We start from the raw sequence: 11614 nt of genomic DNA, 5'->3' as shown, positions 1-11614 counted from the left end.
CGAGGAGATGAAGCCGCGCCGGATCGCCATCAATGCCGGTCCCGGCAAGAAGCCGAATTCCAAGCGGATTGAGGGTAACGTAGCCGCCTGATGCCCGCAAAGCTGCAGCCTGAAGAAGAAAGGAGGAGGGACAAATGAGTGTACGTGACCTGATCCCGTGGAGCCGGGGCAACGGCAACAGCCAGGCTCCAAGTCTTTATCGCGGCGATGACATTGATCCGTTCATGTCGCTCCACCGCAATGTCAACCGTCTGTTCGACGAGGTTTTTCGTGGCTTCGACGCGCCATCAGTGCTCGGTCGGATGGGCAATGGCCGGATGGGTAATGGATTATGGCCAAACGTCGAAATCGCGGAGAACGAGAAGGAAATCCGCGTCACGGCCGAGGTCCCTGGCCTCGAGGAAAAGGACATCGAGGTCATGCTCGAAGACGGCGTGTTGACACTCCGCGGCGAGAAGAAGTCGGAAACCGAGGACAGGGATCGCCAGTTCAGCGAGCGCTACTACGGCCGCTTCGAACGCCGTCTAGCGTTGGGACGCGACGTCGAGCAGGACAAGGTGGCCGCGACGTTCAAGAACGGCGTGCTCGACGTCACGTTGCCGAAGAACGCGAAGGCGCAGGCAAACGCCAAGCGGATCGCGATAAACAAGGGCAATTGAACGCCGATGATCAACCACCCCGCCGGGCGCATGCCTGTGCCCGGCGGGCCATCCTGCCGTCGGGGAGGATGTCCATGATCGAGCAACTTGCAGGAAACCTGAGCTATCGGATCGACGAAAAGCATTGGCAGGCCGACGATAACAATCGGCCGATGATACTGCATACTACCCCGCCAAAGCTGCCACGACCGGTCACAGCCCGGATATTCCCGCCCAGCCGGTCGGTCATCACGTCGGCCCGCATTGCGTCGCGGCCCTGGCGGCTTATATTCGAGCGGCGCACGCCACCCTTCGTTGAACCGCTGATGGGTTATACCGGCAGCGATGACACCCTGACTCAGGTCGAGCTCAATTTCCCGACGCGCGAAGCTGCCATTGCCTATGCGCGGCGCCAGAAGCTGGATTATGTGGTCCAGGACAGTCCGCCGGAAGGCCAGCCTGTGATGAACCGGATGACAAGAATTATCCGCGGTCGCTGGTAAAAATGCGCCCGGAATGAAACGGCAGAATCGAGACGGGAGGCAACAATGACCAAGTTACAATTCTTCGTTCCCGTGAAGGTGACCGTGGAGGACACGATCCGGGAAATCAACACTGTTCGCGACGCAATCGAATTCCTGCGACGCTGGCCTAAGGGCCGCCGCGGGCCGGTCTTTTCCTGTGCCGAAAGGAGCTGCAACGCTGCGATCGCCGGCCAGATGACGGTTGATCAGGCGCGCCAATCGTTTGTCAGTTTCGCCAGGATTGCCGGGCTACTGGAGGACTCGCGGCAACCGCAGCCATGGCTTGCCGGAGCAACTCATACAAGAAGAAGGGAGGCCGAGAAGTAAACCGCGGCACCAGCGGAAGGCTAAGGTGGCGGCGGCGCGGCAACCTGATTTCGACTAGGCCGACGGGCGCCATCAAAACCTCGTTGCAGTTTCTCGCAGTCGCGCCAGCGTTTTGTTCGACGGCCTCGAGTCTCTCCAGCAATGCCTTTAGCTCACGTGGAATTTCACCGTTGAGAGCGAACGCCTTCAACGAGCGGGGCAGCGCCTATTCTCGGGGCTGCGAATTGCTTCGCGGATCGAAGCAGCGTGCGAAGCACCTGTGCCTTCATACTTCATGGTCACCACCTTGGCTTTCGGTTTCGCTTACAATTTTTAACTGCGAAAAACGTTCCTCGACGACAGGCCGGGCCAACGGTTTTTTGCAGCGCGCTACCCCGCATTCACTTGCCTTCTCTCGTCGCCAGTCGCTCACCCCGCAGTCGGTAAACGCAAACGTCCTGATTGAACCTTTCTTGCAAATCGTAAAGCACGCCGTGGGCAACGCCATCGATGTGGTAACAAAATTCGATCCCGGCCTTGGGGAGGCATTTGTTGATCCCGGTCAGTTGGAGACCGCAATTCTCAACCTGGCCATCAATGCGCGCGATGCTATGAGCGGACAAGGCACGCTGACGATCGTGACGGACAACAAGCCATCGGACGGTCTCGACTCCAGGCACCCGCAAAATCTGTCGTCCAAAGGGTATCAGCGATACCGGATGCGGAATGAGCGAGGACGTCCTGTCGCAAGTATTCGAGCCGTTTTTCACCACCAGGCAGAACGGCAAGGGAACAGGCCTCGGCCTCAGCCAGGTCTATGGCTTTGTCAAACAATCTGGGGGTCCTGTCAGTATCGATTCAACGATCGGCCGGGGCACAACAGTTCATCTCTACCTGCCTCGCGCGGAGCCAGCCAGGACTGCCATGTTACGTTGACGCGCCGCTCTGCTGCTGCGGCCTAGGATTACCGCCGCAGTAAATTCAGCCGTCACCTTCCAACAGATGATCTGCGTTGCTGATCTTCGGCCCTGTCATCCATGGCGGCGCCGCGGGCACGTCCTCGATGACACCGACCCTGCGTGCCCAAGCCGTGAAGGCCTTGTTCGCCGCCTCGACAGACTTCCGACCATCGTATGCGGAGTAGCACGTATCACACGCCGCTGCGTGGAGGAGGCCACGCTTTTCAACCGGCCATTCTTCCAGAAACTCTATTGCATCCATGACACAGCCGATCTTTTGGACCACATAGCTGTCGTCTCTCACGAAAACCGGCTGCTTGAACGTAGCACTTTCCATAGTGACCTCCCTTCAAACCGTGAGCGCCAACCGATCCTACCGTGCGCGGCCATCATGTCCCTTTCGGCAAGAGCACGCCCGACGTTGGCGATCGCCACGGCAAACCAGCACGGAACACGGTATTTCAAAGAAGATCGTTTCCGTGCGATCCTTCTGCTCCTGCTCGACCCGACATCCGGCACGCCGCACTCGAGACATAGGAAAAGATTGGGAATAGCTCTTTTCAATTCAAGGGTCTGGCGGGCCGTTCCGGACATATATGCTGAATCTATTCCATCGCCTCGTCGACGGCAAATCCTGCACACCGCAGACCATGGCCGTGCGCCAAGCTCAAAGCGCGCCGTTGCTGGCCAGCCTCAAAGGATTATCTGGAGACCAGTCTGGGCAGGATCAGCCGCAAAGCGGACCTCGCCAAAGCCGCTACAGCCTCAATCGCAGGAGGAGCTCTGCCGCTTTACCGAAGATGGCCGTCTTGAGATGACCAACAATGCCGCCGAACGCGCTATCCGCCGAAACTGGACCGGCTCCGGCACCGGCGGCAAGCGTGCAGCCGTCTTCTATACCCCAATCCAGACCTGCAAGCTGTGAATCGGCGTAGGGTCCGGATGCCGATCGGCACCCTATGTTGTTGATTTCATGTAGGCACCAGGGTTATTTTATGATGCCGAATCACACCCGCCCGAAGAGACGACGCAGCCGACATGATGGGGCCAGTTGCCGGCACCAGCGATCGCAGTTTTATCCTTCGAGCAGGGAAAAACAGTACGTGATGGCTAGCTCAGTTGTGGGAATGAGAATTTCGTCCGAAACGGCGAAAGTCGGTGTATGGAGACCAGAGTTCTTGCCGGGCTCGCCGCTGCCGAACAAAAAATAGATGGAGGGGATGCATTGAGCGTAGAAGCCGAAATCATCGCTGCCGCTGCGCGAAATGTCCTGCGAAAAAGCATCGGGCCCAGCCACCTCCAGCACCGTGCTGCGAAACCGGTTGACCATATCGGCGTCGTTTATCACGGCAGGCTCACCTGAACATATAACGCACTCGGCGTTGCCGCGGTGCATTACCGCGACACCTTGTGCGATTTCCCGTACCCGTTGGGATAGCTGAGCCCGGCGTGCCGGACTGCTTGTCCTGATTGTGCCTTCCAGCACAACCGAAGGACAAATTATGTTGGTTGCGTGTCCTCCATGAATTGTACCTATAGTGATGATTGATCTATCATCTATAGGCATTTCCCGCGACACGACCTTTTGGACCTCGTTGACGAATGCAGCGGCGATCGCGATGGCATCAACGCCAGCGTGCGGAGTTGCTCCGTGCGCGGAGGTGCCGGTCACTGTGACGCTGAACTGGTCAGCCGATTGCGTGACTGGACCGGGAAGAGCACCATATTTGCCGCGAGGCATGGAGGGATCGACATGAAAGCCCACGGCCAGATCAAAGCCGACAAGCAAGTCCTCTTCCACAACAGACCTTCCCCCGAGGGGCTCGGCTTCCTCAGCCGGCTGGAACACCACCCGAACCGTCCCAGCAAAATTCTGCCGTAACCTGTGAAAGGCCAACGCAACGCCCATGGCGATCGAAGCATGCATATCGTGACCGCACGCGTGCATTATGCCCTCTACCTGAGAGCGATAAGGCAGATCCTCCCTATCCTCACGGATCGGGAGAGCATCAATATCACCCCTAACTGCAAGCGAGCGCTCCTTACCCGAAGCAGTTCCCTCGATGTCGATGTAAAGTCCCGTGTCGTGAAACACCTTCGCGTCGGTGAGCCCGAATCGTTCGAGTGTTTCCCGGATACGCTGTTGTGTCTTCCACTCGTTGTTTGATAACTCCGGCTCTCGATGCAACGCGTGACGCAACTCTAGCAGCGCCTGATGTTCAGAATCGGTAAGAAAACTGTTGACCCCAGAGTTCATATCGTTGGGCTCCTCGTCGCACGCATCTGATCAAAATCGCCTTCATCGTTTCCTGGAGCACGCCGAATACCGGCAAACTCCGCGAAGGTTCGTCACTCCTGTTTGGCACCTGCTGAGATCTCGTGCGTCAGAAGATCAGCTGAAATTGGCTATCCGCGTTCCACGTATTCGTCTTTTGGAACGACGCCTAAGTTTCATTGCGCGGCAAACCAATTTCCGCCGCCATCTCGTCGCGGAGACTGTGTTCGCCAAGCAGATCCAGAGAATGCCAAGCCATCGAATTTACGCTAGCCAGCACTGGGTGACCCAGTGCATCGCCCAGTCGGGCAAGGTCCCGTCGCCCGATCGAGAAGGCCGCGCACGAGACGAATAGCGCATCCAAAGGACCCGCCGAAGCCAAAAGCCCCTCCAGCTCGGATTGAATGCGCTCGATGGGGACGCGGGCAATGTCATCATCGGTAACAAGGGTCATGGGCTGCGACAGCGAATGCGCCGCGATCACTTTGATCCCATGCGATGCAAAATACGGCGGGAATTTGTTGTGCAGAGCAGGGCCATACGGAGTGAGCAACGCGATCCGTTTGATGCCGTATCGTTGCATCATCATGACCGATGCTATTCCTGGTGACGTATAGCGAAGGCCGCTCCGCGCGGAACTGAGATGATTGAGGAGCGTCTCATTTCCAAGCGCAATGGTAGCGGAGGTGCACGCAAACGCTATCAAGTCAACCAAATCACCAGGTGGCAGCGTTGCCAGCAAAATGGGCCAATCGGGTATCGGGATAAAGCCCCCAGCTTGATGATCGGCCTCGTCATAGGCGGTGCGAGTTGTAAAAACTCGCACCGGATAACTCGCCATCTCTGCCTTAAAGGCGTGCTCTCCGACCGGATCGGTAGAGAGCGTTATCAAGCCTATGCCTTTCATCGCCTCGTAACCTCGTTATCAATCGACACAAACAACTACGATCTCCCTCGTCTGGCGCTGGCGCTTACCTCTAGATCTGGAAGATTTGACGTGGCGCCCTGGTCAAAACTTCGACTCCCGTATCGGTCACTCGAAAGGTCTCGCTGATAACGTAGCCAAAGTCCTCATCGATCCAATTTCCAAGCATTAAATGAAACGTCATGTTAGCCTTCAATTCCGTCGTATCGCCGTCTTTGAGACTGGCGGTTGGCTCCAGCCAACCAATGCCGTGGGCGTAGCCGCAGCGTGACTCTTTCCTGAAACCCTGCTTCTCAATCTTACGGTAGAATGCGTTGGCAACATCGCTACAGGTAGATCCTGGCCGGATCGTCTCAAGCGCAGCCTCAAGCCCTGCGACCTCCGCGTCGTGAATGCGTAAAAGTCGGTCAGACGGCGCGCCAATCGAAAATGTGCGCATTATGCCGGCACAATAGCCATAGCGCACACCGCCAAGTTCAAGGTTGATCTGCGAGCCATTACGAAAAACATCCTCACTCCACGGGATGTGACAGGTGCCCGTGCGCGGCGAGGAGCACAAGCCAATCTGTTGGATCATTGTTCCTGGCTTGCCATTGGCGCCGCGCGCCAGCGTGCCCAGAATTTCAGCGATCGCGTCGGCCTCTCTCACCCCTGGCCGTATTACCTCGGCCGCACGCAGAATCGCTGCATCGGAAATCGCAGCCGCTTCCCGCATAATTTCAATCTCACGATCGGACTTGACGAGGCGTATCCAGGCAACTGCTTTGGTGCAGTCGACTATCCTGGCCATGGGCAAACGGCTCTTGAACTTCTCTGCGGTTTGCACGGACAGGTTACTGATTTCGACCCCTATCCCGCGGTTTCCAAGGCCCGACTCTAGCAAAAAGTCGATAATTGCATCGTAGCCGTCGGTGTCAGGATTCCCGACGAGTGCCTCCGGATAGCCGATGATCTTTGTGCGATCGAGGAAAGTCTCGTGGATGGCCGCCGGAGCATCCATACGGCGCAGAATGAAGGTCGGTTCTTCCTCTGCGATCTGCACCACAAGTCCTTGCGGCACGTAAGCTGACAGTGCCGTATAGCCTGTTAGATAGGTAATGTCACTGGCAGAGGTAACGACAAGCGCGTCGAGGTCCCGCCGTGACATCTCTTTCTTTACCGCCGCGAGCCGGCTTAGATATTCTGTTCGTGGGAATGCCTGCGGACCCCGGTATATCGTCACGTTCTGCCTCCTTGGAATTCGGATCGATATGATAAATTTAACCTGACCGAATGGTGGTCAGAAAGTACCTAATGGTATGGCGAAGACTCAATATGCAGTCTGGCTATGCTGTCATATTGCCTCACCGTACCAAGACCTGCGTATCACCTTCAAAATATTGCCATGGTACGGTGGCGCTTCTGCGCTACTCCGTATCGCTTCTCCAGATATTGAAGAGCGATGACAGAGGGTACGCTAACTGCTAGAAAAAATAGTCCTACCATAGTCATCGGCTCAAGATATCTATAATGTATGTTGGCGATGATCCGCGCCTCTCCCATCAGTTCAATTACGGTGATCACTGAGAGCAGCGGAGTTTCCTTGAACATCGCAACGATGTAATTGCCAAGCGCGGGCAACATCGGAGGCACCGCCTGCGGCAAGATAACGTACCACCAGGTCTGTGGCCGGGTCAGGTTCAGAGCTTTCGCCGCTTCCCAGAGGCCCCGATCAACATTGTCGATACCTGCCCGATATACCTCCGACGTATAGGTCGAATAGTGGATGCCCAGCGTAATCACTCCCGCTGCCAGAGGGCTTAGGTAAATACCGACATCGGGCAGGACGTAAAAAGTGAAGTAAAGCTGTACCAGCAGTGGAGTGCCTCGCACAAAGCCGACGCCAAACCGAACGACCGATCCCATGACAGGGCCGGCCGAACGCCTCAGAATTGCAATCCCCAATCCAGTCAGCATGGCGAGCGCAGACGCCAAGAGGCCGGCGTATACTGTAATCTTCACGCCCTGTGCTAGCAGCGGAATAATCTCCAGCGCAAAGGACCAATCCCATTCCATGTCAGGTCCTCCCTCCTTTAGTTGGCCGGAGTCGTCGTTCGACGGAGTTCAAAAGCGACGACAGGATCGTTGCCAGCACGAAGTAGACAACCAGGATGGTGGTGAAAGGTACCGACGCGTCGCCCGTTTGCGCACGTACGGTCTGCGCCCGGAAAGTCATGTCCGAAAGCGAGATCAATGACACGACGGACGTTGATTTCAGCAGTTCAACAGCGCTATTCGAGAAGGGTGGGATCATCAGCCGCAAGGCTTGAGGCAAGAGCACGTATCTAAGCCGCTCCCAACGGCCCAGGTTTAACGCGATACATGCCTCGAACTGCTCACGTGGCAACGCCAGCATGGCGCCGCGAACAATTTCCGACATGTAGGCACCAGAATTGAGACCCAGGATGAGCACCCCCGCTTGAAGCGGAGTCAGCGACACCCCCGCCAAAGGCAGCACGAAATAGGCCCAGAACAGCTGCACAAGCATCGAGCTGCCTCGGAAGAATTCCATAAAAATCCTGGCCGGCGACCGAAGCCAGGCAGAGTTCGCAAGGCGGGCAAAACCCACCACGAACGCCACGACGAGCGCCAATATGCCTCCCATGAGGGTGAGCTCTATGGTTAAGATGGCTCCAGCGAGGATGATGGGCAGGAATTCAATAGACGGAGGCATCTAAAGACTTAGTCCTGCGGCGACAATCTTGTGAAGAAATTGCTTGGTCCGTTCTTGCTGCGGGTTCGAGAAGATGTCTTTTGGGGGCCCTTCCTCAACGATGCGCCCGCCGTCCAGAAAGAGCACGCGATCAGCAAAATCGCGGGCGAAACTCATCTCATGGGTGACGAGCAGCATCGTCATGTCCGTCTCGACCGCCAGTTTGCGCATTACATTGAGAACTTCCTCGACAAGCTCGGGATCCAGCGCCGATGTGACCTCGTCGAACAACATGACTTTTGGCTTCAGCGCCAGCGCGCGTGCTATCGCCACACGTTGCTTTTGGCCGCCGGAGAGTTCGGCTGGGAGTGCGTGAGCTTTGTGCGCCATGCCAACCATGTCGAGCAATTCCATGGCCAAAACCTTGGCGGCTGCCTGAGAAAGCCCTTGAGTAAGCATCGGCGCCAGGGTCACGTTGCGCAGGACTGTCATATGCGGAAAAAGATTAAACTGCTGAAACACCATGCCGATGTTTCGGCGCATCTCGTGGAGCTGAGTTTCGCGTTGCCGCGTACTCAGCTTCGCCATGCCAGGATTCCACAGTGGAGAGCCCTGGATAGCGACGCTGCCGCCTTCAATTTCTTCGAGGGTCATCAAGATGCGCAGGATTGTGGTCTTGCCCGAGCCTGACGCACCAATGAGCGCCAGTTTCTCCCCAGGCGACACACTGAAACTTAGGCCATCTAGAACAGGATGTGCGCCGTATAGTTTGCGCACGTCGGCGAAGTGGACCATAGGCGCGGTCATGTCAGCTCCCGGAATAAATTGCCCAACATCAACAACGAACGTCGAACGTGGGGCTCATAGCGGCCAATCAGTATCGTGGCCGGACTTGCTCGAAAGGGAAGCACCACTTCGGGTGCTTCCCTTTCCCATCAAGATACGCTCACTTGGCGCAGAGCTTTTCCGTAGTTACATTTTCGACGTGCGCGCCCTCTTCAAAATTGTACTTCTTCAACAACGCTGTGTATGTGCCATTGGCTCGAATCTTCCGAAGACCTTCATTATATGCATCGCGCAGCGCAGCGCTGTCCTTGTTGAAGCCCGCAGCTGCGCAGGATTTGAGGTCGTCCAGACGGACGAAGCGCATTTCCTTGGCGTCCAGCCTTTTGAACATCGCCGCCCCCGTATACGAGTCATGGGCGTAGACGTCGATCCGTTTGTCAGTCAGAAGCTTTATACCGCTGGTCGCGTCGGGGAACACAACGATGTTGTCCTCCTTCACTCCAGCGGCCAGCGCCAGCTTCTGCTCATAACACCCACCACATACGCCAATCTTTAGACCCTGGTCAGCAACGTCCTTGTAGGTTTTCACCTTGTCGGCTAGCGTCGCGGGCACGATCAGGACCTCGGCATTGCACGAGACCGGGTCCGAAAAAAGGACAGCGTCGCAACGCTCAGGTTTGATGTAGAGGGCGCCGCTCGTAGACAGCGTGGCGCGTTTCGATTGCAGCGCGGGGATCATAGCGCCATATTCCATGACCTGACCGGAGTACTTGGTGATGCCGGCCTCCGCGAGAATGGCTGCATCCATTTCTGGCCCCAAGCCGCCCGGCGAACCGTCTGCGTTCATTGTCATCAAGGGCGGATCATTGGCGATTGCGATCGTTACGCCGTTGGCCTTCGCCTCATCCATCGTTTGAGCTAACGCGCTCTCATACGAAAGGTTAAGCGCCCCGACGATAAATAACGCCAGCATTGAGGCTGCAAAGCATTTGCGTACATTTGTCATTGTCATTCCCCTTTTTCTTGAATAGAGGGCTATTTTGCCCGGTTGCAACTCAGGAAGCGATGTGGATACATCTCTTCGTACGATAGTGCAGCACTTAAGACTTCGCTGTCCTCGCCGCGCGCGCCGATAATCTGCATGCCTATGGGCAGTCCGTCCTCTGTCAACCCGCACGGCACTGTTGAAGCGGGCTGCTGGCTGAGATTGATCGGAAAGCTGAATGAAGACCATGAGACCCAGCTTTGTAAGTCGCCGCCAGGCGGAGTATCGTGGCCGGCTTCGAATGGCAGCACCGGGACAGTCGGCGAGACGATAAAGTCGTGTTCGTCGAGCAAGGCATCCATGGCGGCTCCGAACCTAGCGCGCCGTATCTCCGCAGCCATGCGTTCGACGCCGGTATACCCTTGCCCCGCACTGGCCGCGTTAAGAAAACCTGGGTCGAGGGTGGACCACTTCGCAGGATCGATCGAAGCTAACCTGTTTGCCGCCCCGACATACCAGTGAGCGTAGAAGAGTTCGAGGAGAGTTTCCTGTTCCGGCAGGCGGATCTCCGTGACTATGGCTCCCGCTTCCTCAAGCTCATTGACGACGCCATCAATCGCCGCGGCTACTGCAGGCTCAACTCTGCCCACGCAAGGTTCTTTCCAATAACCAATGCGCTTTCCCTTCCAATCGAAACGGGACACATTCAACTTCGGATACCTAACAGGTGGCTGGGTCCAGTCGCGTAAATCGCGCCCGGACACCACCTCCAACATTGCAACAGCATCACCCACCGTGCGCGTCATTGGTCCAATGTGCGCAACTGTGCCAAATGAGCTTAAAGGATGGGCAGCAACTCGCCCGTAAGTCGGCTTGTGGCCCACAATCCCAGTGAATGAAGAGGGGATTCGAATTGAGCCCCCACCGTCTGTGCCAAGGTGCAAGACGCCTGCCCCGCAGGCTGCTGCGACGGCCGCCCCTCCCGAGGAACCGCCCGGTGTGCGGGTTGGGTTCCACGGGTTGCGGGTGACCCCAAATGCAGGACTGTCAGTTACCGCTTTCCAGCCGAACTCAGGTGTCGTTGTCTGACCAATAAAGACGGCGCCGGCCTTACGCAAACGAGCGACAGAAGGAGCATCCTGATGCATGGGCGCTGGGTCGGTCGTCCGGCTCCCATATCGTACAGTCCATCGCTGCACATGAACGATGTCCTTCAGTGTAGTGGGAACACCGTCTATCGGCGAGAGCGGCTCACCTTTCGCCCATCTTCGTTCGGCGGAGCGAGCCGCCGCCAGGGCATTTTCCGGATCGAGGAAGGTGAACGGGTTTAGCGACCCTTGTATCTCAGTTGCTCGCGCCAGGGCCGCCTGGGTTATTTCGACAGGCGAAAGCTGCTTATTTCGATACGCTGCCGCGAGGCTTTCGACGTCGAAGCGATTGAGTTCCGCCCCCCCTATCTCCGGCAAGTTCGTGCCACTGACCGCGTTCTTCACGTCCAAGTTCCTCCCCTGCGAGCGCAGTATG

General features: G+C 56.9%; 13 protein-coding genes and 1 pseudogene. 5 read left to right on the top strand and 9 right to left on the bottom strand.

The features are described 5' to 3' along the window. Nucleotides 1–134 precede the first annotated feature (134 nt). The 4 genes from CKW40_RS36050 to CKW40_RS46060 all read left to right on the top strand — a co-directional run bounded on the left by CKW40_RS36050 (nucleotide 135) and on the right by CKW40_RS46060 (nucleotide 2430). Nucleotides 135–659: an Hsp20/alpha crystallin family protein gene (locus tag CKW40_RS36050; protein WP_095204460.1), complete on the top strand. Its 525-nt coding sequence runs from the start codon at nucleotides 135–137 to the stop codon at nucleotides 657–659. A 74-nt stretch (nucleotides 660–733) separates the two neighbouring features. Next, on the top strand, nucleotides 734–1141 hold the full coding sequence (locus CKW40_RS36045) for an NADH dehydrogenase ubiquinone Fe-S protein 4 (RefSeq protein WP_095204459.1): 408 nt from the start codon (nucleotides 734–736) through the stop codon (nucleotides 1139–1141). A gap of 45 nt (nucleotides 1142–1186) precedes the next feature. Beyond that, on the top strand, nucleotides 1187–1489 hold the full coding sequence (locus CKW40_RS36040; protein ID WP_095204458.1) for a DUF982 domain-containing protein: 303 nt from the start codon (nucleotides 1187–1189) through the stop codon (nucleotides 1487–1489). 170 nt (nucleotides 1490–1659) lie between these two features. Next, on the top strand, nucleotides 1660–2430 hold the full coding sequence (locus tag CKW40_RS46060; protein ID WP_244571417.1) for a hypothetical protein: 771 nt from the start codon (nucleotides 1660–1662) through the stop codon (nucleotides 2428–2430). A 19-nt stretch (nucleotides 2431–2449) separates the two neighbouring features. Here CKW40_RS46060 and CKW40_RS36030 read toward each other — a convergent pair whose 3' ends face one another. Further along, nucleotides 2450–2764: a DUF982 domain-containing protein gene (locus tag CKW40_RS36030; protein WP_095204457.1), complete on the bottom strand. Its 315-nt coding sequence runs from the start codon at nucleotides 2762–2764 to the stop codon at nucleotides 2450–2452. 54 nt (nucleotides 2765–2818) lie between these two features. Between CKW40_RS36030 and CKW40_RS45485 the strand changes: the two are divergent. Next, nucleotides 2819–3241, top strand: a pseudogene (locus tag CKW40_RS45485) (hypothetical protein); the annotation flags it as partial. A gap of 261 nt (nucleotides 3242–3502) precedes the next feature. Here the strand turns inward: CKW40_RS45485 and CKW40_RS36025 are convergent. The 8 genes from CKW40_RS36025 to CKW40_RS35990 form a co-directional block, all read right to left on the bottom strand. Continuing rightward, on the bottom strand, nucleotides 3503–4684 hold the full coding sequence (locus tag CKW40_RS36025; RefSeq protein ID WP_095204456.1) for a M20 family metallopeptidase: 1182 nt from the start codon (nucleotides 4682–4684) through the stop codon (nucleotides 3503–3505). A 187-nt stretch (nucleotides 4685–4871) separates the two neighbouring features. Next, the gene (locus CKW40_RS44130) at nucleotides 4872–5609 is read right to left on the bottom strand and encodes an aspartate racemase/maleate isomerase family protein (protein ID WP_244571416.1); all 738 of its coding nucleotides are present in this window, start codon (nucleotides 5607–5609) and stop codon (nucleotides 4872–4874) included. Nucleotides 5610–5679: 70 nt separating this feature from the next. Then, complete coding sequence (locus tag CKW40_RS36015; RefSeq protein WP_095204455.1) at nucleotides 5680–6849, bottom strand: M24 family metallopeptidase; 1170 nt, start codon at nucleotides 6847–6849, stop codon at nucleotides 5680–5682. A 149-nt stretch (nucleotides 6850–6998) separates the two neighbouring features. Then, a complete protein-coding gene (gene ehuD / locus CKW40_RS36010) occupies nucleotides 6999–7682 on the bottom strand; it encodes an ectoine/hydroxyectoine ABC transporter permease subunit EhuD (protein WP_095204454.1) in 684 nt (227 codons plus the stop codon). A gap of 1 nt (nucleotide 7683) precedes the next feature. Continuing rightward, nucleotides 7684–8340: an ectoine/hydroxyectoine ABC transporter permease subunit EhuC gene (gene ehuC, locus CKW40_RS36005; protein ID WP_095204453.1), complete on the bottom strand. Its 657-nt coding sequence runs from the start codon at nucleotides 8338–8340 to the stop codon at nucleotides 7684–7686. Next, nucleotides 8341–9126: an ectoine/hydroxyectoine ABC transporter ATP-binding protein EhuA gene (ehuA, locus tag CKW40_RS36000; RefSeq protein WP_095204452.1), complete on the bottom strand. Its 786-nt coding sequence runs from the start codon at nucleotides 9124–9126 to the stop codon at nucleotides 8341–8343. A gap of 139 nt (nucleotides 9127–9265) precedes the next feature. Further along, a complete protein-coding gene (gene ehuB, locus CKW40_RS35995; protein ID WP_179298238.1) occupies nucleotides 9266–10111 on the bottom strand; it encodes an ectoine/hydroxyectoine ABC transporter substrate-binding protein EhuB in 846 nt (281 codons plus the stop codon). Between the two features lie 29 nt (nucleotides 10112–10140). Beyond that, entirely contained in the window at nucleotides 10141–11583 is a 1443-nt protein-coding gene (locus tag CKW40_RS35990; protein WP_244571421.1) for an amidase, read from the bottom strand. Nucleotides 11584–11614 lie beyond the last annotated feature (31 nt).

Source organism: Mesorhizobium carmichaelinearum (assembly GCF_900199455.1).
GTDB lineage: Bacteria > Pseudomonadota > Alphaproteobacteria > Rhizobiales > Rhizobiaceae > Mesorhizobium > Mesorhizobium carmichaelinearum.
Note: the sequence above shows the minus strand (reverse complement) of the source record. Positions and strands in the feature narration are given on the sequence as shown.